The organism is Ornithinicoccus sp. (assembly GCF_057176825.1).
In genome coordinates this window covers 141,201-165,879 of record NZ_CM169976.1, presented here as the reverse complement: position 1 = coordinate 165,879, position 24,679 = coordinate 141,201, and the positions used below count along the sequence as shown (strand labels likewise).

At 73.0% G+C, this 24,679-nt stretch carries 25 protein-coding genes and 4 pseudogenes; 7 read left to right on the top strand and 22 right to left on the bottom strand.

What is annotated here, in order from left to right; genetic code table 11:
- Nucleotides 1–50 precede the first annotated feature (50 nt).
- A complete protein-coding gene (locus tag AC1QRC_RS00840; RefSeq protein ID WP_484204996.1) occupies nucleotides 51–941 on the top strand; it encodes a glycosyltransferase in 891 nt (296 codons plus the stop codon).
- On the opposite strand, the gene AC1QRC_RS00835 is transcribed toward AC1QRC_RS00840, so the two are convergent.
- From AC1QRC_RS00835 to AC1QRC_RS00820, 4 genes are read right to left on the bottom strand one after another with little or no spacing between them, the layout of a single operon-like run.
- Nucleotides 926–1,378 carry a YbhB/YbcL family Raf kinase inhibitor-like protein gene (locus AC1QRC_RS00835; RefSeq protein ID WP_484204995.1) on the bottom strand — a complete coding sequence of 151 codons (453 nt, stop codon included), beginning with the start codon at nucleotides 1,376–1,378 and terminating at the stop codon, nucleotides 926–928. The genes AC1QRC_RS00840 and AC1QRC_RS00835 overlap by 16 nt on opposite strands.
- A gap of 23 nt (nucleotides 1,379–1,401) precedes the next feature.
- The gene (locus AC1QRC_RS00830; protein WP_484204994.1) at nucleotides 1,402–1,710 is read right to left on the bottom strand and encodes a DUF1905 domain-containing protein; all 309 of its coding nucleotides are present in this window, start codon (nucleotides 1,708–1,710) and stop codon (nucleotides 1,402–1,404) included.
- Nucleotides 1,711–1,770: 60 nt separating this feature from the next.
- Entirely contained in the window at nucleotides 1,771–2,115 is a 345-nt protein-coding gene (locus AC1QRC_RS00825) for a cupin domain-containing protein (RefSeq protein ID WP_484204993.1), read from the bottom strand.
- Nucleotides 2,094–3,728, bottom strand: a complete 1,635-nt coding sequence (locus AC1QRC_RS00820) for an MFS transporter (protein WP_484204992.1) — start codon at nucleotides 3,726–3,728, stop codon at nucleotides 2,094–2,096. The genes AC1QRC_RS00825 and AC1QRC_RS00820 overlap by 22 nt, the downstream gene beginning before the upstream one ends.
- 58 nt (nucleotides 3,729–3,786) lie before the next feature.
- Here AC1QRC_RS00820 and AC1QRC_RS00815 point away from each other — a divergent pair, with 58 nt between their 5' ends.
- Nucleotides 3,787–4,455, top strand: coding sequence for a TetR/AcrR family transcriptional regulator (locus tag AC1QRC_RS00815; RefSeq protein WP_484204991.1), 669 nt, complete (start codon nucleotides 3,787–3,789; stop codon nucleotides 4,453–4,455).
- On the opposite strand, the gene AC1QRC_RS00810 is transcribed toward AC1QRC_RS00815, so the two are convergent.
- From AC1QRC_RS00810 to AC1QRC_RS00775, 8 genes are all read right to left on the bottom strand, one after another.
- Complete coding sequence (locus AC1QRC_RS00810; RefSeq protein WP_484204990.1) at nucleotides 4,440–5,606, bottom strand: nucleotide sugar dehydrogenase; 1,167 nt, start codon at nucleotides 5,604–5,606, stop codon at nucleotides 4,440–4,442. The genes AC1QRC_RS00815 and AC1QRC_RS00810 overlap by 16 nt on opposite strands.
- A 60-nt stretch (nucleotides 5,607–5,666) precedes the next feature.
- Complete coding sequence (locus tag AC1QRC_RS00805; protein WP_484204989.1) at nucleotides 5,667–6,272, bottom strand: dihydrofolate reductase family protein; 606 nt, start codon at nucleotides 6,270–6,272, stop codon at nucleotides 5,667–5,669.
- Nucleotides 6,273–6,350: 78 nt separating this feature from the next.
- Nucleotides 6,351–7,586: a diaminopimelate decarboxylase family protein gene (locus tag AC1QRC_RS00800; RefSeq protein WP_484204988.1), complete on the bottom strand. Its 1,236-nt coding sequence runs from the start codon at nucleotides 7,584–7,586 to the stop codon at nucleotides 6,351–6,353.
- Nucleotides 7,583–8,743, bottom strand: coding sequence for a pyridoxal phosphate-dependent aminotransferase (locus AC1QRC_RS00795; RefSeq protein ID WP_484204987.1), 1,161 nt, complete (start codon nucleotides 8,741–8,743; stop codon nucleotides 7,583–7,585). Before AC1QRC_RS00795 ends, AC1QRC_RS00800 begins: the two co-directional genes overlap by 4 nt.
- Nucleotides 8,740–9,528 (bottom strand): 2,3,4,5-tetrahydropyridine-2,6-dicarboxylate N-succinyltransferase, encoded by a 789-nt coding sequence (locus tag AC1QRC_RS00790; RefSeq protein WP_484204986.1) that lies wholly within the window; start codon nucleotides 9,526–9,528, stop codon nucleotides 8,740–8,742. The genes AC1QRC_RS00795 and AC1QRC_RS00790 overlap by 4 nt, the downstream gene beginning before the upstream one ends.
- Nucleotides 9,525–10,490, bottom strand: a complete 966-nt coding sequence (dapA, locus tag AC1QRC_RS00785; RefSeq protein WP_484204985.1) for a 4-hydroxy-tetrahydrodipicolinate synthase — start codon at nucleotides 10,488–10,490, stop codon at nucleotides 9,525–9,527. Before dapA ends, AC1QRC_RS00790 begins: the two co-directional genes overlap by 4 nt.
- A 63-nt stretch (nucleotides 10,491–10,553) precedes the next feature.
- Nucleotides 10,554–11,255 (bottom strand): 4-hydroxy-tetrahydrodipicolinate reductase, encoded by a 702-nt coding sequence (locus AC1QRC_RS00780; RefSeq protein ID WP_484204984.1) that lies wholly within the window; start codon nucleotides 11,253–11,255, stop codon nucleotides 10,554–10,556.
- A 163-nt stretch (nucleotides 11,256–11,418) separates the two neighbouring features.
- Nucleotides 11,419–11,907, bottom strand: a complete 489-nt coding sequence (locus AC1QRC_RS00775) for an RNA-binding protein (protein WP_484204983.1) — start codon at nucleotides 11,905–11,907, stop codon at nucleotides 11,419–11,421.
- Between the two features lie 127 nt (nucleotides 11,908–12,034).
- On the opposite strand from AC1QRC_RS00775, the gene AC1QRC_RS00770 reads away from it, so the two are divergent.
- The 4 genes from AC1QRC_RS00770 (at nucleotide 12,035) to AC1QRC_RS00755 (ending at nucleotide 15,766) form a co-directional block, all read left to right on the top strand.
- Nucleotides 12,035–12,586, top strand: a complete 552-nt coding sequence (locus AC1QRC_RS00770; protein ID WP_484204982.1) for a hypothetical protein — start codon at nucleotides 12,035–12,037, stop codon at nucleotides 12,584–12,586.
- A gap of 31 nt (nucleotides 12,587–12,617) precedes the next feature.
- Entirely contained in the window at nucleotides 12,618–13,502 is an 885-nt protein-coding gene (locus tag AC1QRC_RS00765) for a phosphotransferase (RefSeq protein WP_484204981.1), read from the top strand.
- Between the two features lie 71 nt (nucleotides 13,503–13,573).
- Nucleotides 13,574–14,365 (top strand): esterase family protein, encoded by a 792-nt coding sequence (locus tag AC1QRC_RS00760; protein ID WP_484204980.1) that lies wholly within the window; start codon nucleotides 13,574–13,576, stop codon nucleotides 14,363–14,365.
- An 84-nt stretch (nucleotides 14,366–14,449) separates the two neighbouring features.
- Complete coding sequence (locus tag AC1QRC_RS00755; protein ID WP_484204979.1) at nucleotides 14,450–15,766, top strand: ATP-grasp domain-containing protein; 1,317 nt, start codon at nucleotides 14,450–14,452, stop codon at nucleotides 15,764–15,766.
- A gap of 301 nt (nucleotides 15,767–16,067) precedes the next feature.
- On the opposite strand, the gene AC1QRC_RS00750 is transcribed toward AC1QRC_RS00755, so the two are convergent.
- The 10 genes and pseudogenes from AC1QRC_RS00750 to AC1QRC_RS00705 all read right to left on the bottom strand — a co-directional run bounded on the left by AC1QRC_RS00750 (nucleotide 16,068) and on the right by AC1QRC_RS00705 (nucleotide 23,437).
- Nucleotides 16,068–16,406 carry a hypothetical protein gene (locus AC1QRC_RS00750; protein WP_484204978.1) on the bottom strand — a complete coding sequence of 113 codons (339 nt, stop codon included), beginning with the start codon at nucleotides 16,404–16,406 and terminating at the stop codon, nucleotides 16,068–16,070.
- Nucleotides 16,403–17,038 carry a type IV toxin-antitoxin system AbiEi family antitoxin domain-containing protein gene (locus AC1QRC_RS00745; protein ID WP_484204977.1) on the bottom strand — a complete coding sequence of 212 codons (636 nt, stop codon included), beginning with the start codon at nucleotides 17,036–17,038 and terminating at the stop codon, nucleotides 16,403–16,405. Before AC1QRC_RS00745 ends, AC1QRC_RS00750 begins: the two co-directional genes overlap by 4 nt.
- Before the next feature lie 69 nt (nucleotides 17,039–17,107).
- Nucleotides 17,108–18,073, bottom strand: a complete 966-nt coding sequence (locus AC1QRC_RS00740) for a siderophore-interacting protein (protein WP_484204976.1) — start codon at nucleotides 18,071–18,073, stop codon at nucleotides 17,108–17,110.
- Between the two features lie 18 nt (nucleotides 18,074–18,091).
- Nucleotides 18,092–18,649 (bottom strand): iron chelate uptake ABC transporter family permease subunit, encoded by a 558-nt coding sequence (locus AC1QRC_RS00735; RefSeq protein ID WP_484204975.1) that lies wholly within the window; start codon nucleotides 18,647–18,649, stop codon nucleotides 18,092–18,094.
- Nucleotides 18,650–18,758: 109 nt separating this feature from the next.
- Nucleotides 18,759–18,929 (bottom strand): annotated as a pseudogene (locus AC1QRC_RS00730) (iron chelate uptake ABC transporter family permease subunit); the annotation flags it as partial.
- Between the two features lie 271 nt (nucleotides 18,930–19,200).
- Nucleotides 19,201–19,416: pseudogene (locus AC1QRC_RS00725) on the bottom strand (iron chelate uptake ABC transporter family permease subunit); the annotation flags it as partial.
- 161 nt (nucleotides 19,417–19,577) lie between these two features.
- Nucleotides 19,578–20,099 (bottom strand): annotated as a pseudogene (locus AC1QRC_RS00720) (iron chelate uptake ABC transporter family permease subunit); the annotation flags it as partial.
- A gap of 152 nt (nucleotides 20,100–20,251) precedes the next feature.
- The gene (locus tag AC1QRC_RS00715) at nucleotides 20,252–20,770 is read right to left on the bottom strand and encodes an ABC transporter substrate-binding protein (protein ID WP_484204974.1); all 519 of its coding nucleotides are present in this window, start codon (nucleotides 20,768–20,770) and stop codon (nucleotides 20,252–20,254) included.
- Between the two features lie 1,055 nt (nucleotides 20,771–21,825).
- Nucleotides 21,826–22,089, bottom strand: a pseudogene (gene fecE, locus AC1QRC_RS00710) (Fe(3+) dicitrate ABC transporter ATP-binding protein FecE); the annotation flags it as partial.
- Nucleotides 22,090–22,498: 409 nt separating this feature from the next.
- Nucleotides 22,499–23,437 (bottom strand): hypothetical protein, encoded by a 939-nt coding sequence (locus tag AC1QRC_RS00705; RefSeq protein ID WP_484204973.1) that lies wholly within the window; start codon nucleotides 23,435–23,437, stop codon nucleotides 22,499–22,501.
- A 398-nt stretch (nucleotides 23,438–23,835) separates the two neighbouring features.
- On the opposite strand from AC1QRC_RS00705, the gene AC1QRC_RS00700 reads away from it, so the two are divergent.
- Entirely contained in the window at nucleotides 23,836–24,651 is an 816-nt protein-coding gene (locus AC1QRC_RS00700) for an META domain-containing protein (RefSeq protein ID WP_484204972.1), read from the top strand.
- The last annotated feature ends 28 nt before the right edge of the window (nucleotides 24,652–24,679 follow it).

Below are 24,679 nucleotides of genomic sequence, written 5' to 3'. Positions count from 1 at the left end.
GCGCCCGCGGCCACGCCCCCGGCCCGGCGCCAGCGAAGAGAGGTTGCCCTGTGAGGATCCCGTGGCGAGGGCCGACGCAGTTCCGCGCCGTCGTGCGGTTCAGCGTCTTCGACCCCGACTGGGGCGGGTGGCGGGCCACCAACTCCGGGGCCTTCTCCAGCGCGGAGGACTACCGGGACTACCTGTGGTCGCCGGAGCGGATGGAGCCCCGGATGCGCATGTTCGGGAAGGTGTCGCTGCCCATCCACCAGGCGCTGGCCGAGCGGCACGACTACCGGATCCTGGTGCAGTACTCACCCGGGTTGCCCGCCGAGTGGACCGAGCAACTGCACGAGTTCGCCCGGGCCTACCCCGTGCTCGACCTGGTGCCCGTGGACGGGTGGGTCGAGGCACGGGACACCGTGGCGCAGCGGCTCGACGGCGGCACCGGCAGGGGCCAGGTGGTGATGCTGCGGGTGGACGACGACGACATCCTGTCGGCCGACTTCCTGGACCAGCTCGAGCCCTATGTGGTCCCCGAGCACCACGGGTGGTGTGTGTCCCTGGGCCGGGGGTTGGTGGCCCGGATGCGGGACGGCGAACTGGTGGAGTTCCGCGGCCTGGACTTCCCGTTCAACTCCGTCGGGCAGGCCTACCTGGGGCGCCGCACCCGCAGCGGCCTGGACATGCCCGCGCTGGTCTCGCACCGGCACGTGCACAAGACCTTCCCGACCGTGGTCGACTCCCGCTCGGTGGCCTTCATCCAGGTCCGGCACCCCAGCCAGGACTCCCACGTGGGGGAGGACCCGGAGGCGACCCGGCGCGAGATGCTCCGCAAGCTGCGCTCGCTGCCGAAGATCGAGGACTTCACCGAGTTGGGAGCCAAGTTCCCGACGCTGGTGGACGCCTTCGAGCAGTACCGGCAGCGGCAGCCAGCGGCCCGGGGTCAGTCGACCCGGTAGGTCCCCACGACCCGGTTCTGACCGAGGATGTCGCCCGCGTGCCGGTCCAGGAACTCCTCGTAGCCCGGGGCGCCGTCCACCGGGGCGGACAGCGCGTAGACCCAGAAGTAATAGCGGTGCTCGCCGTGCCCGGGCGGCGGCTGCATCCCGCCCCAGGAGGGCTCGCCCCAGGTGTTGGCGCCGACCCTGGCCGAGGCGACGACCGCGGCGTCCACCGTGGTGGTGTCGGGCGCCAGGCCGTAGACGGCCCAGTGCACCCAGCCGCGCGGCAGTGGGGCGTCCGGGTCGTGGCACACGACCGCGAGCTCGACGGTGCCGTCCGGCACGCCGGACACGTGCAGCGTCGGGGTCTCCTCGCCGTGGTCGCGGGCCAACCGGTCCGGCAGCGGACCGTCGGCCTCGAAGTCGTCACTCGTGATCGTCAGGTTCTCAGCCATGTCCCCATCCTGTCGAAGGGCTCTCAGCCCGGCGACCGGTCGGCCAGCACCAGTGAGGCCGTCACCTGGTCACCCGGCTCGATGCCGGCGGCCCGCCGCACGGCCACCCGGAGCGGGAGGAGGTAGCGACCGTCCTTGGGGAACAGCGCGGTGTTGAAGGTGGTCGTCCCGACGCTGACCTCGACGGCGACCTGGCCCCAGTACTCCAGGCCCCGCGCGGCCTCCTTGATGTCCTCGCTGTCCTCCGGTGGAGACGGCGAGGAACCAGAACGGTGCCGGACCGCGCCACTCGATGACCGGTCCGGTGACGGTGAAGTCCACCCGGTAGTCATACCCGACCGACCCGGTCGCGTCCAGCAGGTCGGGTGCAGCAGGTCGGGTGCAGCCGAGACTCAGTGCGCCGGGGCGGAGACGCAGACCAGGGTCGCGTCCTCCACGACCTCGACGGCGCCTGGCGTCTGCTCCGGGACGTGCAGGAACTCTCCGGGGCGGACGTCTCGGTCGGCCCCCGCCCCGGTGACGCGCAGGCGCCCGGCGAGGACGACCCACACCTCGGCATACGGGGCCGGCAGGTCCGCCCGCTCCCCGGCGCCGAGGTGGGCGGTGTAGGCGCTGAGCGGACCGCCCTCGGCGGCCTCCACCGCGGGGGTGAGGAAGATCCGGTGCGGCGCCAGCTGCACGGTCCCGGCGTGCCGGGCGGTGTCGAAGGTGCGGACTACGGGTGGGGCGTCGGGCACGACGTGGTCTCCTCGGGCTCGGGTGCGCCCTCCGGCGCGGGTGCGGGCTGTGCGGCTCCGTCCTGCGGCGCAGGGTCCTCATCGAGCCGGGCGTGGCGCAGGCCCACCACCACGAGCACCGCGAGCGCCGCGAGGCCGCCGGCCGCCAGCAGGTAGGCGTCCCGGGTGGCCACGGTGAACGCCGCCTGCGCCGCCTCGGTGAGCTGCGCCGCGGCCCGGGGTGGGAGGTCCTGCGCGGCGGCCAGCGCGCCGCCGACGCTCTGCGTGCTCTGTCGGGCGGTCTCCTCGGCCAGGCCGCCGGGGAGGGTTTCGGAGAGGGTGCGTGAGTAGCCGAGGTAGGCGACGGTCCCGCCGAGCGCCAGTCCCGCGGTGTTGCCCAGGCTGCCGCCGACTTCCTGCATCCCCTGGGCGGAGCCGGTCTGCTCGACCGGCGCGTGCGTCAGTACGACGTTCGTCCCGAGGGAGAAGACGGGCGCCACCCCGGCCGCCATGACTGCGGCAGCGGCCAGCAGCGGCCCGGTGGAGGCTGCCGTCCCGGACCCCACGACGGCCAGCATGGCGAGGGCGCCGGCGAGCGCGACCACCACGCCCAGCCCGATGGCCGGCCCCGGGCGGAGCCACCGCAGCAGCAGCGGCGAGGCGGCCGTGGCCACGACCGAGCTGACGGCGGGGACGACCAGCAGCGCCCCGGCGCTCAGCGGCGAGTGCCCGAGCACCACCTGGAGGTGCTGGGCGAACTGGAGGTCCGCCCCTGCGGTGGCGGTGATGACCAGCCAGATCGCCACCAGGCCGACCGTGAAGGGCACCGAGCGGAACAGGGACAGGTCCAGCAACGGGCTCTCCAGCGAGGCCTGGCGCCGGACGAAGCCGGTGATGAGCAGCAGCCCGGCCGCCAGGACCAGCCCGCGACCCGGGGACCACCCGTGCGCCGCGAGCTCCTGGGCGCCATAGACCACACCGGCGATCCCCGCGGCCGACAGGGCGATGCTGGCCAGATCCATGCGGCCCTGCCCGCTGCCGGGCACCGCCGGGAGCAGTCGCCCCGCCAGCGCCGCGACGACGAGGGCCACCGGGACGTTGAGCAGGAAGATCGAGCCCCACCAGAAGTGCTCCAGGAGGAGCCCGCCGATCGGCGGCCCCAGCGCCATCCCGCCCGAGAAGGCGGCCATGAACAGGGCCAGCGCCGTGGAGAACTGTCGCGCCAGCGGGAACATCCGCCGCAGCAGGGCCATCCCGGCAGGTGCCATCGTGACCGCCGAGGCGCCGAGCAGCATCCGGGCCAGGATGAGCAGCTCCACCGAGGGGGCGAAGGCCGCCAGCGCCGAGGCCAGGCCGTAGGCGAGCATCCCGAGGACGAGCAGGCGCCGCGGGCCGAAGCGGTCGACCAGCCGGCCGGCGGTCAGCACCAGGCTCGCCCCGGCGATGTCGCCGATGTGCAGCACCCACAGCTGCTGGGTGCCCGACGGCAGCAGCTCGGCGGCGATCGTCGGGATCGCCAGGAAGAGGACGGTCATGTCGAGCGCGGCCATGAAGATGGGCACCATGAGCAGGCCGAGGCCCACCCACGCCCGGGTGTCCGCCGCGCCTGCGCTGCCTGCCGTGCCTGACGACATACCCACTCCTTATATGATACGGTACGACTCGTATTTATTTTACGGGAGGTGAGACCGGATGGCTACCCGCAGGGGCCGGCCCCGGCAGGCGCACATCGACGAGGACGTGCTCCGGGCGGCGGCGGAGCAGTTGGACGAGGGGGGTTACCGGGGGCTGGCGATCGAGGAGGTCGCCCGCCGGGCCGGCGTGAGCAAGGCGGCGGTCTATCGGCGCTGGCCGAACCGGCGCCACCTGGCGCTCGCGGTCCTCGCGGAACGGCTGGGCCGGATCGAGGGGCCGAGCACGGGCTGCACGCTGTGCGACCTGCACGAGTGCCTGGTGCTCTTCACCGCCGCCTTCCGCCGCCTGGGCGCAGGGACTCTCGCGCAGCTCATCGCGGAGGGGTCGGACGACGCCGCACTCCACGAACAGCTCACGACCGTGGTGCTGGAGCCCCCGCGGCGGGCGGTGCACCGCACCCTGTTCGAGGCACGCCGGCGGGGCGACCTGCGCGACGACGTCGACCTGCCGCTCACCGTCGACGCCCTCAGCTCCCTGGTGTTCTTCCGGTTGCTCCTGGGCTCCGACCCGATGGAGCCGGAGGAGATCGAGGCGGTCGTCGTGGCGCTGCTGCGCGGGATCGCCACCGACGGCGAGGCGCTGCTGCGCGAGTACGCCGGCCACGAGGAGCACGAGCAGGCCGCGCCCACGGGAGCCGGTGGCTCGGTCGGTCAGTCCCGGCCGTAGAGGTCGCGGGTGTAGACCTTGTCGGCGACGTCGTCGAGGGCCTCCGCCTGCCGGTTGGCGACGATCACGTCGGAGCGGCGCTTGAACTCCTCGAGGTCGTTGACCACCTCGGAGTGGTAGAACTCCGAGGTCTCCAGGGTGGGTTCGTAGACGATGACGGGCACGCCCTTGGCCTTGATCCGCTTCATGATGCCCTGGATGCTGGAGGCCCGGAAGTTGTCGGACCCCGACTTCATGATGAGCCGGTAGACGCCGACCGTCCTGGGCTCACGGCGCAGGATGTCGCGGGCGATGAAGTCCTTGCGGGTGGTGTTGGCGTCCACGACCGCGTTGATCAGGTTCTGCGGGACGTCCTGGTAGTTGGCCAGCAGTTGCTTGGTGTCCTTGGGCAGGCAGTAGCCGCCGTAGCCGAACGAGGGGTTGTTGTAGTGCGACCCGATGCGGGGGTCGAGCCCGACGCCCTCGATGATCTGCTTGGAGTCCAGCCCGTGCGTGGCGGCGTAGGAGTCCAGCTCGTTGAAGTAGGCCACCCGCAGGGCCAGGTAGGTGTTGGCGAAGAGCTTGATCGCCTCGGCCTCGGTGGGGCCGGTGATCAGGACCGGGACGTCGGGCTCCAGCGAGCCCTGCACGAGCAGGTCGGCGAAGGCGCGGCCGCGCTCGGAGTCCTGCCCGACGATGATCCGTGAGGGGTGCAGGTTGTCGTAGAGGGCGCGTCCCTCACGCAGGAACTCCGGGGAGAAGATGATGGTGGCGTCCGGGTGGTCCTGCTGCATCCGGGCGGTGAACCCGACCGGCACGGTGGACTTGATGACCATCGTGGCCTGCGGGTTGACCCCGATGACGTCCTTGATGACCGTCTCGACCGAGCTGGTGTTGAAGAAATTGGTGCGCTCGTCGTAGTCCGTCGGGGTGGCGATGACCACGAACTCGGCGCCCTCGTAGGCCTGCGCCGGGTCCAGCGTGGCCTGCAGCGAGAGCTCCCGCTCGGCGAGGTACTCCTGCAGCTCGGCGTCGATGATGGGCGACTCGCGCCGGTTGATCTTGTCCACCTTGGCGGCGTCGATGTCCAGCGCGACCACGTCGTGGTGCTGAGCCAGGATCACGGCGTTGGACAGGCCGACGTAGCCGGTCCCGACGATGGCGATCTTCACAGGTCCTCCGAGGTCTTCCGGGCAAGGGTCACCGGAGCAGTATCGCAGCCTGGTCCGGCGTCACGTGCCGGGTCGCACCACCCGGTAGTGGACGTGCGTCACCAGCGGGGTGGAGACGGAGGAGACCTGCTCCAGGTCCACCGGCCCGACCCCGTCGAAGAGGCGCTCGCCGCCCCCCGCGAGACCCGGGGAGATCTGCAGGCGCAGCTCGTCGACCAGGCCCGCGGCGAGGTAGGCGTTGGCGGTGGTCGGCCCGCCGGCGACGTGGACCTGCCGGTCGCCCGCCGCCTCGCGGGCCCGGGCGAGGGCGGCGTGGATCCCGTCGGTGACGAAGTGGAACGTGGTGCCGCCCTCCATCACCAGTGGCTCGCGCGGGTAGTGGGTCAGCACGAAAACGGGGCACTGGTAGGGCGGGTTCGGGCCCCACCAGCCGCGCCAGTCCCCGGTCCACTCACCGCGCACCGGGCCGAACATGTTGCGGCCCATGATGAACGCCCCGGCGTCGAGGATCGCCTCCTTGGCCTCCCGGTTGGCCTCGGCGTCCTCCTCCATCCACCGGTGCAGCATCCCCTCCGGAAGGTCGCCGAAGGGCCGCTCCCGGGTCTGGTCGCGGCCGGTCCCGTAGCCGTCGAGCGAGATGGACATGGTCACGGTGACAGGTGGCACGGCGGGCTCCCGGGGGGTGGTGGACGCTGACGGGGGATGGACCACCGGCGGCGGCAGAACTCATCGACCCGTGCGCCCTCAGCCGCCGAGCCAGTGCTGCTCCGGCGGCGGATGGGACAGGAAGTGCGTCATCGCCTGGGTGGAGGCGTAGGCCCCCGTCTGACCGAACACCAGCAGGTCGCCGGGCGCCAGCGGCCCCAGCTCGGCCGTGCCGACCCGGTCCAGCGAGGTGCACAACGGCCCGGCCAGGGTGTATGTCGTGAGCTCGCCGGGGCGCTCCGGTGCGGCACCCGCAGGGTCCCGCGGGGCGGGGAGGGCACGGACCGGGAACGACTGCCCGGTCAGCAGCGGACGCAACAGGTGGTTGATGCCGCCCTGCAGGACGGCGAACGTGGCGCCCCGGCTCGGCTTCACCCGCACCACCCGGGTCAGGTAGACCCCGGTCGGGCCGGAGAGCCACCGCCCCGGCTCGAGCAGCAGCTCCCCGGTGAACCAGGAGTGCTCGGCCAGCAACTGCGCCAGCCCCGCACCCAGCTCGGCGATGTCCAGCTCCGGCTGCCCCTCGGCATACGGGATGCCCAGGCCGCCGCCGATGTCGATCAGCTCCAGGGTGATGCCGTGGTCGTGGTGCAGCCGCCGGCCGATCTCGAGGGCGGTGCGGTGGTTGGCCAGCAGCGCCGCCGCGTCCAGCTCGTTGCTGGCGGAGAACACCTGCAACCCCGCGAGGCGGACCCGTGGGTGCCGGGCGGCCGCCGCGACGAAGGCGGGCAGCTCCTCCTCGTCGACCCCGAACGCCGAGGGCCCGGCGCCGCCGATGATGGAGGCGGACTCGCTGACCCCGGTCGCCGGGTGGACCCGCACGTTGACCGGCAGCGGCTCCGGCTCGTCGTGCAGCGCGGCCAGCCGGGCCACGTCCTCGATGCCGTCGACCTGGATCCGGGCACCGTAGTCCAGCCCGGCCAGCAGGTCGGCCTCGCTCTTGGCCGGGCCGGCGAGCACCATCCCCGCCTCGTCCCGGACCGCGCCGGCGAGGGCCGCCTCGCGCCGGGCCACCCGCACCGCCTCGACCTCGCCCGCGGACGCGCAGTCGAACCACGCGCCCTCGGCGGCCAGGGCCTGCAGCAGGGGCGGGCCGGGGTTGGACTTGACCGCGTAGGCCAGCAGCACCCGCTCCGGCAGCACGTCCCGCAGTGCCCGGAACCGCGCCCTGGCCAGGTCCAGGTCGTAGCCGAAGCAGGGCGTGCCCCGGGCGGCGAGCTCCCGGATCCGCCCGTCGTCGAGCGCGAACAGTCGCGGGGGAGCCGCCACGCTCACGGACGCTCCCAGAAGGGCGCCATCCGGGACAGCCCCTCGGCGAGGGCGCGCGGGTCCCCGCCGCAGGAGACCCGCACGAGACCGGAGCCGCCGGGCCCGAAGGCGGTGCCCGGGACCACGACCACGCGGCCCTCGTCCCGCAGCCGGCGGCAGTGCCCCTCGGGGTCCGGGAGGGCCCACTCCGGCAGCGGCAGCCACAGGTAGAAGCCGCCGGCGGGGGTGTAGCGGGCGCGCACCGGCTCGGGTGCGGTCTGGGCGACCGACCACCGGGCGATCAGCTGGCGGCGGGTGTCGCGCAGGACGTCCGGGGAGTGCCGGAGCAGCGCGGCAGCGGCCCGCTGGCTCGGCACGGCCGCCGCCGTGGTCATGGTGTTGTGCACCAACCGGGCGGGGGCCAGCAGGCCGGGGTCACCGACGGCCCACCCGACGCGCAGCCCTGGGGCCGCCCAGCCCTTGCTGACCGAGGACACCACGACGCCGCTGTCGGTGACGTCGTGCAGCGACGGAGGCCGCCGGCCGAGGTGCACCTCGCGGTAGACCTCGTCGGAAAGCAGCAGCACCCCCGCCGCGCGGGCCGCGGTCGCGACGGCCCGCAGCGCCTCGGGGGACGCGCCGCCGCCGGTCGGGTTGCCCGGGTGGTTGAGCACCGCCAGGGCCACCCCGTCGGTGGCGTCCAGCACCTGCCCGAACGCCTCAGGGTCCAGCTCGCCGTGCTCGCCGAGGCGGTAGGGAACGGGTTCGCCACCGGCCAGCCGGGCGAGGGTGCCGTATGCCGGGAAGCCGGGATCGGGGACCAGCACCCGTTGGCCGGGGGAGACGTGGGCCTGGAACAGGGCGTATAGGGCTGCCTGCGCCCCCGCCGTCACCATGACCCGCTGGGCGGACTCCCCGGCGTCACCGTTGACGCCGGGCAGCCCGTGGTGCGCGGCGATCGCCGCGACCAGCTCGGGCAGGCCCTCGTTGGGCCCGTAGCCGAGCGGTCCGGGTCCGGCGGCGCTGTCGGCCAACGCCTGCCGGGCGGGGCCGGGCAGGTCCCAGCCGGGGACGCCCAGGCCCAGGTCGATGGTGTCCTCGGGTGCACCGACGGCCATGGCGCGGATCGTGGACGGGCGCAGCCCTGCGACCCGGGCGGAGCCGCTGATCGTGGGGATGCTCATCGCAGGGCCTCCTCGAGCACGGTCGAGGCGTCGGTGGCGTCGTCGCGGTACTTCACGATGACGGGGGCGTACAGGGACAGCCCCAGCCCCTCGCCATACGACCCCCGCGCCGGGCGCGAGCCGGGGACCACGACGGCACCCTCGGGCACCTCGCCACGGACCTCGCGCTCGTGCACCAGGTCGTGGATCACGGTGCGCGAGGTCAGGATCGTGCCGGGGGCCAGCACGGCTCCGGACCGCACCACGACGCCCTCGAACAGGCCGCACTGGGCGCCGACGAAGGCGTCGTCCTCGACCACGACCGGGCGGGCTCCGACGGGCTCCAGCACCCCGCCGAGTTGCACTCCGGCGGACAGGTGCACCCGGGCCCCGACCTGGGCGCAGGAGCCCACCAGGACGTGGCTGTCGACCATCGAGTCCTCTCCGACGTAGGCACCGATGTTGAGGTAGCTGGGCGGCATGACGACGACGCCGGGTCGCAGCGCAGCGCCGCGCCGCACCGAGGTGCCGCCCGGGACCAGGCGCACCCCGTCGGCCGCGGTGATCTCCCGGGCCGGGACCAGCTCCTTGTCGACCGCCCCGCCCGGCCAGCCGGGCAGCGGCACGACCTCGCTGAGGCGGAACACCGCGAGGATGCCCTCCTTGACGGAGGCGTCCACCTGCCAGGTGCCGTCGGCGTCGCGGGTCGCGGCGCGCCGCCGCCCCGCCTCGAGGTCGTCCAGGAAGGCGGTCGCCTGCTCGGGGGTCATCGGGTCAGTCTGCTGCAGCGTGCTGGTGGCCGTCACGATGCCACCGCCCGGGCGCCGATCCCGAGGTCGGACAGCACCGACTGGATGCGGGACCAGGTGTCGGGTGCGGCCGGCGCGAGCGGTGCCCGGACCATGCCGGTGGCCAGGCCCATGCAGGCCAGGGCCGCCTTGAGTGGCACCGGGTTGGACTCGGCGAACAGTGCCGACATCAGCGGTGTCAGCAGCATGGCGAGCTCGCGGGCCTGCGCCAGGTCTCCCCGGCGGGCGGCCTGGACCAGCGCCCGGGTCTCGTCGGGGGCGACGTTGCCGCACACCGAGATCAGGCCCTGGGCGCCGACCGCGATGGCGGGCAGGGCCAGGTCGTCGTCGCCGGCCAGCACCGTCTTGCCGGCGGGGGCCTCCTGGCAGATCCGGGCGATCTGGCGCAGGTCGCCGGAGGATTCCTTGACGGCCACGACCTCCGGGATCGCCCACAGGTCCGCCAGCGTCTCCGGGGTCAGGTTGCTGCCGGTGCGCCCGGGCACGTTGTAGGCGATGACCGGCACGCCGGGCAGCTCCTCGGCGATGGCCTGGAAGTGGGCCACGATGCCGGCCGGTTGTGGCTTGTTGTAGTAGGGCGTCACCACGAGCAGCCCGTCGGCTCCCGCGGCCACCGCGTGGCGGGACAGCGCCACGGCCTGGTCGGTGCTGTTGTGGCCGGTGCCGACGACGATCGGGGTGCGGGGCGCCTGGTCCCGGGCGATGCCGATGAGCTCGGCCCGCTCCTCCTCGGTCACGGTCGCGGCCTCGCCGGTCGAGCCGAGCACGACGAGGAAGTCGGCGCGGCCGTCGACGACGTGGGAGACCAGACGCCGGAACGCCTCCCGGTCGATCTCGGGGCGCTTGCGCGCAACCACCCCGTCGGGGGTGCCATCGGCGGGCTTGCGTGCCGCCTCCGCGCCAGTGGTGAACGGGGTGGCGAGCGCCACGCCGAGGCCGGTGAACTGAACACCGCTCATGGTTTCCTCCTTCTGTGGGTGGGTGGACGTGCTGGTTGGGTGGACGTGCTGGTCGGGTGGGTCTCAGGGCTTGGCGAGCATGGGGTCGAGCAGGTCCGCGGCGAGGTCGTCGAAGGTGTGCAGCCCGGTGCGTCCGTGCAGCCACCGGGCGGCGGTGAGGGCCCCGGGCACGAACGCGTCCCGGCTGTGCGCCTCGTGGGTGAGCACGAGGGACTCCGACGGCGTCTCGTAGTGCACGTCGTGCCGCCCGACGACGTTGCCCAGTCGCAGGCTTGCGGTCTGCACCGCGCCGATGTCCCGTCCCGAGCCCTCGGCGAGGGCACGCTGGAGGAGCACCGCGGTGCCGCTGGGGGCGTCCACCTTGCGGGTGTGGTGCACCTCCGAGACGGCGAGGTCGGCGGGCTCGGGGGCGGCCTCGGCATACCGTCCGAGCACCAGGGCCAATCGGCGCATCAGGGCCACGGAGAGCGAGAAGTTCGGGGCGGTGAGCACCCCAAAGGTCTCGGCAGGGGTCGCGGCGAGTAGGTCTCGGACCCAGCCCGTCGCCCCGATCACCAGGTCGGTGCCGGTGTCGGCCGCCCAGGTCAGGTGGTCGGGCACGCCGGCGGCGTTGCTCAGGTCCAGCGCGACATCGACCGGTGCGTCGTCCGGCGCGCCCTCCCGGCCGGTCGTCCAGGTCAGCTCGAGGTCGTGCGCGGTGTCGACGGCAGCGGCGACGGCGGAGCCCAGCCGGCCCCGTCCGAAGATCCCGATGCGCAATGCCATCCGTCGAGTATGGACGAGTCCGACCCGCCGTCAGGACCACAAAACCGCAGGTCAGCGAGGTCGTTCGGCGCAGAGGCAGGTTGACCGGACGATCTCCGGCGCCCCGTCTGGAGCCGCGCAAGTGCTCGCCCGTGGTCGCCGAAAGTTCGGAATGTGATGCCTCTCACCCTCGGAGCGGGCGGAGCCGGGCGAGACGCTCCCGGGCCAGGTCACCGAACGGCAGGTGCGGCGCCAGCTCCAGGAGGGCGGCGTCGGTGCCCTCGGGGGAGGCGGTGATGAACCCGTAGCCGCGGCCCCGCTTCATGGTCAGCGCCAGGTAGTCGTCCCGTCGGCCGATGGTGTCGACCCCGGCGATCTCCTCGAGCGGGACGAACTTCTCCCGCAGGCCCTCCACCTCCAGGCCCCCGGGCACGATGCGGAGCAGGCCCGTGCCCGTGAACTGGCCCAGTGCGAGGAGCGGCAGGCCCGGGGTGGTTCGGGCGGCCTGGCGGGTCGGGATCTCGACCACCCGCACGCCGTCGCGCTGCACCTGGACCGGCAGCGGGTTGTCGATCCGGCGCAGGGAGCGTCGCAGGACGAAGACCGCGATCCCGATGCCGGTGAGCGCCACCAGCCCGAGACCGGTGAACGCGACGATCGCCTCCGGATCCACGGCGGCCTCCTCTCCGTTCGGGGCGGGCCCTGCGCCCCGCGACCCTGGCCCGTCAGGGGGATACCTGGGGGGCGACTCGGGGGAAAACCCTATGTCGTCAGGCCCTCGGATGCCGCATGGTGGATTCATGAGCGCGACCACCCGTCACCCGATGGCAGCCCCGCCGCAGGTCGGGCCGTCCCTGGCCGAGCTGGTGGGCGAGCCCCGGGCCGAGGTGCGGCCCGGCCGGCTGCAGGTGCTGGTCGCCGCCTGCTCGGTGCTGCTGACCGTGGCGACCGCGCTCCACGTCTTCGCCGCGCTCGACCATCCGGTCGTCGAGCAGGGGCTGGTCGGGGCCGGCCTGGCCGAGCCGGCGTCGGCCACCGCGGCGTTCGTCGGTCTCCGCTTCCTGGGCGTGCTGTTCCTGGCTGGTAACGCGCTGGGCATCCTGGCCCTGTGGGCCCGCCCCGAGTGGCTCTTCGGCACCGTCCTGGGCGTCAACATCGCCCAGGCGCTGGTCTGGGTGCTGGTCCCCGGCCCCGTGTGGAGCGCGGCCGGCGACGCCTACGGGTGGTGGCACATGCTGCCCGGGATGGTCGTGATCGGCACCGCCCTGGCCGTGGCGGTCATCCTCACCGCGACCCTGGTGCGGCGCGGCCCGTGGGGTGTCCCGGCAGTGACACCCGCTCCCCGGCAGTGACACCCGCTCTCGGGCCTGGCACGCTCACCGGGTGAGCACGACCAACCCGTTGCGTGCCCGCGGTCTGGCCGCCGTGCAGACCCTCGCCCGCACGCTCGACCTGGCTGACGACATACCGGAGGTGCTGTCCGACCGGGGCAGCCTGATGGTGCGGGTGGCGGGCCTCGTCGCGCGGGTCTCCACCCACACCGGCGCGCAGCGGGCGGACCCCAGGCGCTGGCTCGCGACCGAGCTCCTCGTGGCACGTCTGGCCGCGGAGCGCAGCCTGCCCGTGGTGCCGCCGGCACCCGGGGTCGACCCCGGCCCGCACCAGGTCGACGGGCTCTGGATCTCGCTGTGGACCGACGTCGGCGACGACGGCACCGTGCCTGCGGCGGAGGACGTCGCGGACCTGTTGGCGCGCTTGCACACCGGCCTCACCGACGTCGTCCCGCAGCTCCCGTGGCTGCCGGTGGCCACGGACGCCGTGACGGACGCGCTGGACTTCGTGGAGCGGCACGGGTCACTCGCCGCGGACGACCTCGGCGCCGTCCGGGCCGCGCACCAGGCGGCGCTCGCCGGGATCGAGGGGCGTGGCACCGACGTGGTCGTGCTGCACGGTGACGCGCACCCGGGCAACGTGATCCGTGCCGCGGACGGTCGGTGGCGCTGGATCGACTTCGAGGAGGCGGGGGCCGGGCCGATCGAGTGGGACCTGGCGGTGCTGTCCGGCGCCCCGGACGGGCCAGCCGCGCTGGCGGAGTACTGCCGCCTGACCGGACGACCCGTCCCCACGGACGAGGCGCTGGCCCCGTGGCGACGGCTCCGGTCGGTCGAGGTGCTGGCCTGGGTGCTCGGCTGTGCGACGACCTTCCCGGAGCGGTACGCCGTCCATGTCCGCCCGATGCTCGACCAGGTGCTGGGTGACCGGCGGTAGCGGCTCGGGGACACGGGCGCGCGCTCGGTCGCCGATGTAGCAGACTTGCCCCAGGCAGCACGGGGTCCCGTATGCCGACCGCCGGGTCCGGCGGGTCCCTGGACGAAGGAGATGGCGTGGAGCGGGAGCAGGTCGAGATCTACGGCGAGGGTCTGGACCGGCCAGGCACCGTCATCCGCTATGGCCACTACGGGCGGCCGGTCATCGCCTTTCCCTCCGAGGCGGGCCGCGCCTGGGACTACGAGAACAACGGGATGGTCGACGCCGTCAGCGACCTGGTCGACGCGGGCCGCATCAAGATCTACGCGGTGGACAGCTTCGACCGGTTGTCCTGGTCCCACTACGCCCTGCCGACCGAGGAACGCGCCCGCCGCCACTCGGCATACGAGAACTGGATCGTCAACCACGTGGTGCCCACCATCAACGCCGACTCCCCGGGCCACCAGGGCATCGTCACGACCGGCTGCTCGATGGGGGCCTACCACGCGGTGAACTTCGCGCTGAAGCGCGCCGACCTCTTCCCGGTCGCGATCGGGCTCAGCGGCAACTACGACCCGACGTCGTGGCGCGGCTGGGGCGAGATCGGGCAGGCCACCTACTTCAACAACCCGACCGCCTACCTGGCCAACGCTGAGGGCGATCACCTGGAGTTCCTGCGCCGGGCGGTGCAGGTGCTGCTGGTCGTCGGCCAGGGGCCGTTCGAGGTGCACCCGACCAAGTCGCTGCCGGGTGCGCAGCAGCTCGCCGCGGTGCTGCGGGCCAAGGGGGTGCCGCACCAGCTCGACATGTGGGGTCACGACAGCGCCCACGACTGGCCGTGGTGGCGCCGCCAGATCGCCCACCACCTGCCCCGGTTCTGCTGACGGGACCAGCGCGACGGGGCCGCGTCACCCGGATACCTGCCCCACGGCATACCGGAGAAGGCCCCGTCGCGATAGGTTGCCGTCATGGCAGCCAAGCGCAACGCCCTGATCGGTCTCCTGCTCGGTGCTGAGGAGGACTGGCCGCGGGCTTTCGAGCAGATCCTGGGCCTGGTCGGCCCGCTCAAGGTCGGCGGCGAGACCGTCGAGATCACGTCCGAACGATTGCGGATCAGTCCGTTCGACCTGACGGAGCCGGTGCGGCCCGGCCTGGTGATCGACCGCCTCGCGTACTGGTACTACCACCCGCGCGAGTGGCTCAAGAAGGCCGCGCTGATGAACGACACCTACCTGCTCAACAGCCCGTTCACGTTCCAGTCGATGGAGAAGCACAGCGCCTACTGCGCCATGCTCCGGCTGGGCATGAAGATCCCCAAGACGGTGCTGGTGCCCTACAAGAACCCGGTCGACAACGTGCGGTGGGCCTACACCTCGGCCAAGTACAACGAGTCCTTCGACCTGGACGAGATCGCCGACGGGGTGGGCTACCCGATGTACATGAAGCCCTTCGACGGCGGCGGCTGGCGCGGGGTGTCCCGCATCGAGGACCAGAAGGGCCTGCACCGGTCCTACGACGAGTCCGGCGAGATGCTGATGCACCTGCAGGCCACGGTCGACTACGACAAGTTCGCCCGCGCCCTGTCCATCGGGCCGGAGACGATGGTGATGGACTTCCGGCCCGAGCAGCCGATGCACAACCGGTATGCCGTCAGCTACGACTTCCTGACCCCGCAGGCCGGGTGGGAGGCCCAGACGGTGAGCAAGGTGGTCAACGCCTTCTTCGGGTGGGAGTTCAACTCCGCCGAGATGCTCATCGCCGGCGACGACGTGCACCCGATCGACTACGCCAACGCCTGCCCGGACGTCGCGGTGACCTCGCTGCACTACTACTTCCCGTGGGCCATCACCGCGCTGGTGCGCTGGTCGGTCTACTCGCTGGCGACCAACCGGCCCGCCACGGTCGACCTGGAGACGCGGCGCTACTACGAGATCGCCGACGACGACAGCCTCGACTACCAGGCCAAGATGGAGGCCTACCGCCGGCTGGCGGACGAGCACTTCGACACCGAGAACTACTGGAACTGGTGCGACGAGCACCTCCCGCACCTGCCGGAGGCCGTCCTGGAATGGGTCGACTCCGACGGGTTCGACACGATCCTGCTCGACACCGTGCGCAGCACCTACCCGGCCCATGAGCAGGAGAAGTTCCTCGCGCACTTCCGCGGCCTGGTCGGCCTGTGGGTCAAGGACCAGAAGGCGCTGGCCGGCGGGCCGTCGCAGACCCCGCACCCGGAGGCTGCCGTCACCGACCCGGCGACCCAGTCGGTGGCGAGCGAGAGCTGAGCTGTCCGCCGAACGGTGGCGACGAGGTGACGAGACGTGCCCGTGGCGACTATGCGACTCTCGTGGTCACTCTGCGACTGTCGTGGCGACTAGGCGACTGTCCGGAGCGGTGCATAGTGGCCATGTGAGTAGCAGAGTGCGATCTCAGTCGGTGGCGACGAGGTGACGAGACGTGCTTCGTGGCCACTAGGCGACTCTCGTGGTCACTCTGCGACTCTCGTGGTCACTAGGCGACTCTCGTGGTCACTAGGCGACTGTCCGGAGCGGTGCATAGTGACCATGTGAGTAGCAGAGTGCGGTCTCAGGCCGTCTCCGATGGGGGTGGCCGGCGGACAGCGGGCGAGGCGCGCCCGGCGGCGTCCCGGATCCGGCGGTCCAGGGTTGCGGGATCGTCCAGGCCCTGGTTGTCGACCCGCACGAGGCCGTAGCCCAGGTCCCGGATCGCGGATTCGCGGTGCTTCTCCGAGAGCAGCACCTCGACCGATCCCGTCCCGTCCTCGCGCTGGTACTTGCTGCGCCCGTCGACCTCGATGACCACGCCCAGCTCCTCGATGAGCAGGTCGACCCGGGCGACGAACTCGCCGTCGACGGTGCGGAGCGTGACCTGCAACGAGACCCGGTAGCCCAGGCCGATGATCACCAGCCGCGCCTTCGTCTCCAGCGGGTGACTCGCTGCAGCCCGTCGGCGGCCTCGACCACCCGGGTCATCGTCCGCACGCCAGGGCGCCGGCGCAGCGTGCGCAGCCAGGTCCGGGCCTCGGCCTCGGTGGTCAGGCCGCGGGCCAGGGCAGCGTCCAGGGCTGTGACGCCCGCCAGGAAGCCGTCCCTCTCGGCCAGGCCGAGCGCGGCGAGGACCGGGAGCACCACGGGCGGCGCGGAGTCCGGCACCGTCGACTCGGGCCCGAATGCGGCGTGCACCGTGTAGCCCGCCCGCCGCCAGCCCCGCCCTGCTCCCGTCCGGCACAGGTGCAGGTGTCGTGGCGCCGGTCCCCACAGCGGGAGCTGGTGCACCAGGGCGGCCGAGGCGTGGCTGATCGCCACGTCGATCGTCATGCTGTGGACCAGTCCGACGGCTCGGAGACGGTGCCGTTCTCCTGGCGTGGCGGTGTCCCAGATCTCCCGGGGGACGAAGGCGCCGGGATGGATCCGGACCAACCGCTCGCGCCTCACCAGGGTCCTGAGGTCATAGCGCGTCAGGCCCGCCTGCCGCGCACTGGCGGTGGTGACGATGCCGCCGTCCGCAGTGAGAGAGGCGGGGAGGTCCAGGTCCATCGCTCCACTCTGGCCGATTCGGGGGTGTCCCGGCGGCGACGGCGGCAATCTGTGGATAACCGGTGCGGATCAGCCCTCGGCGCGCCCGGTCCGCCAGTAGCCCATGAACGACACCGCGCCCCGGTCGACCCCCAGCTCGCCGACGAGGTGGCGGCGCAGCGTCTTGATGACACCGGCCTCGCCGGCGAACCACGCATAGAGCTCCTGCTCGGCGGCGCCGCCCTCGGCGACCTCCCACAGGATGTCCTCGTCGACATCGACGTCCTCGACAGTCGATCGTCCTCGACATCGACGTCCGCGACCTCGCGGCTGGCGTCGTCGGCGCGGGCGGCCGTGCGCGCGGCACCGGTCATCGTGGCGGCGGCGGCCTGCACCGCGGGGACGAGGAGGTCCCCGTGCGACTGGCCGTTCCGGGCGAGCCAGGTGACGGTGACGCCCTCGGGGGCGGACAGCTCGCAGGGCGTCACCCTCCTCGGGGACCTCCAGGAACGCCGCACCCGTGGTGTATGCCGACAGCTGGCTCAGGATGGTGGCGATGGCCGGCACGGCGGTCTCGTCACCGGCGAGCAGCACCGGGCGACCGGCCGCGGGCGTGCGGAACTCGACGCCACCGTGCGGCCCCTCGGCCACGGTGTTGGGACCCATCACCACCAGCGGGCTGCCGATCTCCACCCGGTTGGCCCACCGGGAGGCCGGCCCGGCGTCGCCGTGCAGCACCACGTCGACGTCGACCTCGGCGCGCTCGGGACGCACCGCCCGCGTCGTGTAGGTGCGGATGGGGTTGCGCTGCGCCGTCCGGCAGGGTCGCGCCACTGCGGCGTACCAGTCCTGGCCCCGGGGCAGGTGCTCGGTAGCCGTCCGCGGTCGGGCAGCACCAGCTTCATCCGGGCGTCGTGGCCGAGGTCGGCGTACTGCTCCAGATCCGGCACCGGTGAAGGTCACCCGCAGGAAGCTGGGGCCGAGCCGCTCCAGGCCGGCCACGGTGACGTCGAAGAACCGCCAGGTGGCAGCGGTCTGGGTGGTCGTGGTCGTCATCGGGGATTCCTCTTCGGCTCAGGTGTCGCGGCCGCGGCTGCGCCACAGCAGGTAGATGAAGTACGGAGTGCCCAGCAGCGCGGTGCCCACGCCGGCCGGGATCTGGACGGGGGCGAACGCCCACCGGCCGAGGGTGTCGGCGCCGGAGACCAGGATCGCGCCGAGCAGGATCGCCACCGGGATGACCCGGGAGTGCCGGGCCCCGACCAGGGCGCGGGCGGCGTGCGGGGCCACCAGGCCCACGAAGGCCACGACGCCGGTGGCGACCACGGCAGCGGCGGTGAGCAGGGCCGCCGCGCCGAGCAGCAGGAGCCGGGTCCGGTCCAGGCCGATGCCCAGGATCCGCGGGGTGTCCTCGTCGAGCGCGACGATGTCCAGGTCGCGGCGCAGCAGCACGGCCAGCGGGGTCACCACGAGCAGGACGACCGCGACCGGGACGAGCTGCTCCATCGTCCGGCCGTAGGTCGAGCCCGCGAGCCAGGTCAGCGCCAGGTTCACCTCCCACGGGCGGGTGACCAGGATGAGCAGGCTGATCAGGGCCATCACCCCGGCCTGCATCCCGACGCCGATGAGCACCAGGCGGGTGGAGCTCAGCCCGCCGCGGTGCGCCAGGGCGAAGACCAGCGACGGTGATCAGGAACGCCCCGCCGACGGCGGCCGCGGACATCGGCCACAGCCCGACCCCGGGCACCAGCAGGATCATGGCCACGGCGCCGAGGCCGGCCCCGGACGTCACCCCGAGCAGGCCGGGCTCGGCGAGCGGGTTGCGGCACACGGCCTGGACGATGGTGCCGGCCAGGGCCAGCGCCGCGCCGGCCAGCAGCGCCGCGAGCACCCGCGGCACCCGGCGTCCCATCTCGAGGGTGACCTCGCGGCCCGGAGACGTCCCCGAGCCAGTTGGCGACGTCGCCCAGCAGGATCAGCCGGTCGCCCAGCAGGATGGCGGCCAGCCCGGCACCGACCAGGGTGAGGGCCAGACAGGCCGCCACCACGGCATACGTGCGGGTGGTCCGGGGGCGCCCGAGGTGACCGGAGGCCTGCTGCAGACCGGGGCCCGTGTCCGGCATCCGGCGGGCGAACCAGACGAGCAGCGCGGCGCCCAGGACGCTGGTGACGACGCCGGTGGGCACCGCCGTGGTGCGTGCGGTCGGCACCAGCACCCGCAGGAAGACGTCGGCGCCGAGCACGACGACGATGCCGAGCAGCGCGGCGAACGGCAGCAGCAGGACGTGCCGGCCGAGCCCCGGGACCCGGCGCGCCACGAGACGGGCGATGAGCGGGGCGGCGAGGCCGACGAACCCGATCGGCCCGGCGATGGTGACCGCGAGCGCCGCCAGCAGCACGGCGACCAGGATCGCGGCGACCCGGGTGCTGCGGACCGAGACGCCCGAGCACCGTCGCGGCGTCGTCGCCCAGGGCCAGCAGGTCCATCCGGTGGCAGAGCGGCGAGGGCCGCGACCAGGCCGAGCAGGAGCACGGGCAGCGCCAACGTGAGGGTGCGGCTGCCGGACTGCACGATCGAGCCGGCACCCCAGGCGAACAGCCCCTGCGTCTCCTGCTCGAAGAGCACCAGGAGCATCGTCACCAGGGAGTGCAGCGCCAGGGTGATCGCCGAGCCGGCCAGGATCAACCGGCTCGGGCCGTCGGCGCCACCCCGGGAGAGTCCGAGCACGAGGATGGCCGCGGCGAGGCCGCCCGCGAAGGCGATGGTGCCCTGCAGGTAGAAGGGCACGGCGATGCCGAAGACCGAGAACGCGACGATGGTCAGGTAGGCCCCGGCGTTCACTGCCAGCGTGTCCGGGGAGGCCAGCGGGTTGCGGGCCACGGACTGCAGCAGGGCGCCGGCGAACCCGAGCGCGACCCCGACCAGGACCCCGGCCAGCAGCCGCGGCACCCGCGAGGCCACCAGCACGGCCGCGGTCTCATCCAGCGCGTCGCCGCCGGTGGCCCACCGCCACAGGTCGCCCGCGCCGACGGCAGCGGTGCCCTGCGTGAGGTGGACCGAGGCGAGCAACAGCCCCAGCACGGCCACGACGAGGAACGCGCCGCTGACCCCGGTGACCGAGATACGGCCCCGTCGCGGGGTCGCCGACGGGTCGCCCACGGGGGTCGGGGTCTGCGTCCGGCCCCGTCCGGTCTCCAGGACGGGGTCGGTGGCAGGTGGCGTGCTCGTCGTGGTCACCTCACTCGCTGAGGGCGTCCAGGGTGGCGTTCGACATAGGCCTCGCCGGACAGCGGGCCGCCGAACATCCAGATGCCGTCGGGGATGCGGTGCACGTTGCCGGCGGTGACGAAGGGCAGCTGCTCCCAGATCGGGTTGTCGGCCAGTCCCTCGACGAACGGGTCCGCCTCGGAGGAGTTGGCGGCGTAGATGAACTGCACGTCCTCCAACGCGGTGAGGCCCTCGACATCGGTCTGCGCCAGCCCGTAGTCGGGGTCGCCGCCCTCGGTCCAGGCGTTGACCATGCCGAGCTCCTCGCCGATGGCGCCGAAGTAGGAGCCGGGGGTGTACATCCGGACCGAGACGACGCCGTTGTTGAGCCAGCCGTCGGCCATCACGAACTCGGCACCCTCCAGGCCGGCGTCGGCGATCGCGGTCCGCCCCTCCTCCAGCGCCGCGTCGAAGGAGTCGAGCGCCTCCTGCGCCTCGGCCTCCTTGCCGGTGGCGGTGCCCAGCAGCTCGACGGTCTCGCGCATGTAGCCCAGCGGGTCCTCGCTGTCCGAGCCCGCGGACCGCCAGCACCGGCGCGATGTCCTCGAGCTGGGCGATGACGTTCTCCGGGACGTCGGTGACCGTGACGATGAGGTCGGGCTCCAGCGCGGTGATGTCGGACAGGCTCGGCTCGCCGCGCATCCCGACGTCGGTCGGTCGTCGGGGTCCAGCTCGATCGAGGTGTCCCAGGTGTTGTAGCCCTCCACGTCCGCCGGCGCCGACCGGCGTCACGCCGAGGGTGAGCAGGTTCTCGGTCAGCCCCCACTCCAGCGACGACCACGTCCTGCGCCGGCGCGTCCAGGGTGTGCTCGCCCCGCTCGTCGGTGTAGGTGACCGGGTCCGCCGGCGGCCTCTCCGCCGGCCCCGTCGTCGGTGGCTCCGGTGTCGTCGGCGCCGGCGTCCTCGGCTGCCGCCGTCGCCGTTGTCGGGCTGGGCGTCCTCGGTGGTGCCGCAGGCGGTGAGGGTGAGGGCGGTGGCGAGCAGGATGCTCGCGGCAGGGGTGGTGCGGGGCAGGCGCATGGCGTGGTTCCTCCGGGTGTATGTCGTCCGCTCGGTCCGGCGGGCCGGCGCGGGTGGTGCTGTGGGACGTCGTGGTGGTGGTGCAGTTCGGTGGCTGGCTGCGGGCGGCTGCAGACGGCGACGGAGTGCCGTGCGGCGCGCTCCGCATGCCGGCTGCGGGGCTCGCAGACCGGCCTGGCCGTGCCGTGGATGCAGGTGGACGTCGACGTGGATGCCGTAGACCTCGCTGAGCAGCTCGGTGGTCAGCACCTCCAGCCGGCGTGCCGCTGGCCCGGACCGTCGCCGTGGTGCAGCAGGACGACGTCGTCGGCGACGGTCGCGGCGTGGTTGAGGTCGTGCAGCACGACGCCGATGGCGACGCTCGTGCTCGGTGGCCAGGTCGCGGACCAGGTCGAGCAGGTCCATCTGGTAGCGCAGGTCCAGGTGGTTGGTGGGCTCGTCCAGCAGCAGCACGCTCGGTGTCCTGCGCCAGACAGGTGGCCAGCCAGACCCGCTGCAGCTCGCCGCCGGACAGTTCGTCGACGCCGCGGTCGGCCATCCCGGTGATGCCGGTGACCGTCCATGGCGTGGGCGATGGCCCGGGGGCCGTCCGGGTCGGAGCGTGCGGAACCGGCCGCGGTAGCGGGTGCCGGCCGAAGCCGACGACGTCACGCACCGCGACGCCGCCCGGGGTGGGGCGGCTCTGCGAGAGCATGGTGACCCGTCGGGCGAAGGCCTTGGGGTGCAGTGTCAGCACGTCGTCGACGTCGGCGAGCGAGACCGTGCCCGAGTCCGGTCGGTGCAGCCGGGCCAGCGAGCGCAGGACGGTGGACTTGCCCGAGCCGTTCGGGCCCGATGAGGGCGGTGACCCGGCCCGGGCTCAGCCGCAGCCCGGCACCGTGCACCACCTCGTGCGCTCCGTAGGCGAGGTGCAGGTCCCGCCCGGCCAGGGCAAACCCGGCAGCCGCAGTGTCGGCGCGCTCCGGCGTCGCGACCGCAGTCTCGGAGGAGTCCATTAGGGCAGGCTAACCGAACTAAGTGCGCCCTCACCAGGCGCGGCCTGTGAACGTCCTCACACAGGTCCTCCTCGGCATACGGCCCCTCCCTCGGCGCGGTGACCTGTCAGGCCTTCGGCGGGGGTGACCTGTCAGAGGAGGGCTACGGGACCCGCTTTGACAGGTCACCTCCGATCACGCGGTGGCGTCACCCACCGATCAGGCCCCGGAACGCGCGCGGCGGCGTCGGCCCAGTTCGATGAGCTCTGCCACCTGGTCCATGAAGGCGTCCGGGGATACCCGCAGGCCGAGGGCGGGGATGCGGAGGATCAGCCCGTTCTGGAGGAGGATGCTGTTGTCGCGCAGGGCGTCGCGCACTGTCTGCAGGCCCCAGCCGTGCTGCACGCCGTCGATCTCGACCCCGACGCCGAACTCCTCCCACCACACATCGAGGTAGATCCGCCCGTCGGGCCCCCGGCGCACCACCTGCCGGGAGGGCTCGGGGAGGCCCCGGGCCCGGCACAACGCGGCGAACTCGAGCTCCGACAGGGCGTGCGCACCGTCGCACACGTCCGAGATGACCTGGCCCAGGAAGACTGCGCGGTGCGGCCGGTGGTGCGTGGCGCGCCACTGCTCCAGGAGGTCCTGCGACGACACGATCCCCTGCTGGACGGTGGCGGCCACGAGGTAGGCAGCCTGCCGATCGGACTTCGCGTGCGCCGCCGCGTTCAGGAGCGCCCGTGGCAACGCCAGCTTCGGCGGCCCCCCTCCGGGAGCCACCTCGATCCTGCGGCTTCTGCGCACGACGACGCCCGGGAGGGTGCGGACGCGCGCCTTGATCGGCACCCGCACGTGGATCACCGCCTCGCCGTAGCGCTCCAGTCCCGCAGCGATCAGGGCGGACGGGCCGTCCAGGACGGCGCCCCACCCGGTCTCCCAGAGGGCCCACCAGGCGCGGGCCGTCCAGTCCCCGGGACCGGAGGCGGGCGGTGCCGAAGGGTTCCAGTGCTGGTCGGGCCAGGGGTCGCCGACGAAGACGGTGTGCCGCCCGAGCCTGACCCAGCGTCGCGCGCGGATCTCGACCCGCACGTGCTCCCGGGTAATGCCCTGCTGCCGCAGGTGTGCGCGGTGCACCACGCCGTTGCGCAGCACGCTCATCCCGCGCGCGACGACCTGACGGCGCTTCCGCGCAGCGCGCTGCGCGCCCCGCGGGCGCTTGTCGGCTGCTCCGCCCGCGTGGGTGTGTCTGGCTGCTCCGCCCGCGTGGGTGTGTCTGGCTGCTCCGCCCGCGTGGGTGTGTCCGGCTGTGTCATGAGGCCCCCTTGCTCCGTGCTTCTCGCGAATCCCCCGTGCGCCCACCAGCCTGCCGCACAACCGACCGGCGCGGGGGAGGCTGTGGACAACTCCTCTCGCCAAGGGGTGACCTGTCAGAGGAGGGCTACGGCACCCGCTTTGACAGGTCACCCCTCCACGAGGAGCTCGTGCATGGCGGGAGAGTCGGAGCCGCCGGGGAACACTGCGGGGCCTCCCTGCGTCCTATCCGTATGAATCGCGCGGTGGCGGCAACGGCAGGTCTGCTCCTGGCGCTCACCCTGGCCGGGTGCGACAGCAGCTCCGACGAGGGGCCGGGGGACGGCGGAACAGGGGATGGCGGCGCAGGGGACGGCGCAGCGGGGGTGGAGCTCGCCGGGCGGAGCCTCGTGGCGACCGACATCACCGAGGGCGGATCGGCATACGCACTGGTGGAGGGGACCGAAGTGAGCCTGGACTTCCGGGACAGCGACGTGACCGCGAGGGCCGGGTGCAACCACATCCTGGGCAGCTACCAGGTCGACGGGAGCACCGTGGCCTTCACCGGGGGCGGGATGACCGAGATGGGGTGCGACCCCGAGCTGCACGCGCAGGACACCTGGCTGCTGGAGTTCCTGGAGTCGCAGCCGGAGATCGCCGTCGACGGCGACAGCCTGGTGCTGACCTCGGAGGACACCGTGCTGACCCTGGTGGACCGCGCCGTCGCGCACCCGCCGCTGCAGCTGGAGGGCACCACCTGGACCGTCGAGTCGCTCTACTCCGGAGAGGCGGTGAGCACCACGCCGGCCGGTGCGACGGCGACCCTGGTGTTTGACGGCGAGGGGGGCGTGGCCGTGGAGCCGGGCTGCAACACCGGGAGCGGCAGCTACGAGGTGGACGGGGACACCCTCGTGCTGAGCGACATCGGGCAGACTCTGGTGCTCTGCGAGGGGGCCGAGGGCGAGTTGGAGAACGCGGTTATGGAGGTGCTCAACAGCCCCGAGCTCACGATGACGATCGAGGGCGACACGCTCACCCTGATGGCCGACGACGTCGGGCTGGGGCTGCGCGGCGAGGAGTGACCGGATACCTTGCATGGCAGGGTGGTTG

Bases quoted from the DNA above. Each gene is read 5' to 3' on its own strand.
- AC1QRC_RS00835 (WP_484204995.1), bottom strand. From the start codon at position 1,378: ATGGCTGAGAACCTGACGATCACGAGTGACGACTTCGAGGCCGACGGT.
- AC1QRC_RS00830 (WP_484204994.1), bottom strand. From the start codon at position 1,710: ATGACTACCGGGTGGACTTCACCGTCACCGGACCGGTCATCGAGTGGC.
- AC1QRC_RS00820 (WP_484204992.1), bottom strand. From the start codon at position 3,728: ATGTCGTCAGGCACGGCAGGCAGCGCAGGCGCGGCGGACACCCGGGCG.
- AC1QRC_RS00815 (WP_484204991.1), top strand. From the start codon at position 3,787: ATGGCTACCCGCAGGGGCCGGCCCCGGCAGGCGCACATCGACGAGGAC.
- AC1QRC_RS00795 (WP_484204987.1), bottom strand. From the start codon at position 8,743: ATGAGCATCCCCACGATCAGCGGCTCCGCCCGGGTCGCAGGGCTGCGC.
- dapA (WP_484204985.1), bottom strand. From the start codon at position 10,490: ATGAGCGGTGTTCAGTTCACCGGCCTCGGCGTGGCGCTCGCCACCCCG.
- AC1QRC_RS00780 (WP_484204984.1), bottom strand. From the start codon at position 11,255: ATGGCATTGCGCATCGGGATCTTCGGACGGGGCCGGCTGGGCTCCGCC.
- AC1QRC_RS00770 (WP_484204982.1), top strand. From the start codon at position 12,035: ATGAGCGCGACCACCCGTCACCCGATGGCAGCCCCGCCGCAGGTCGGG.
- AC1QRC_RS00760 (WP_484204980.1), top strand. From the start codon at position 13,574: ATGCCGACCGCCGGGTCCGGCGGGTCCCTGGACGAAGGAGATGGCGTG.
- AC1QRC_RS00755 (WP_484204979.1), top strand. From the start codon at position 14,450: ATGGCAGCCAAGCGCAACGCCCTGATCGGTCTCCTGCTCGGTGCTGAG.
- AC1QRC_RS00745 (WP_484204977.1), bottom strand. From the start codon at position 17,038: ATGGACCTGGACCTCCCCGCCTCTCTCACTGCGGACGGCGGCATCGTC.
- AC1QRC_RS00740 (WP_484204976.1), bottom strand. From the start codon at position 18,073: ATGACGACCACGACCACCCAGACCGCTGCCACCTGGCGGTTCTTCGAC.
- AC1QRC_RS00715 (WP_484204974.1), bottom strand. From the start codon at position 20,770: ATGCGCGAGACCGTCGAGCTGCTGGGCACCGCCACCGGCAAGGAGGCC.
- AC1QRC_RS00705 (WP_484204973.1), bottom strand. From the start codon at position 23,437: ATGAGCGTGCTGCGCAACGGCGTGGTGCACCGCGCACACCTGCGGCAG.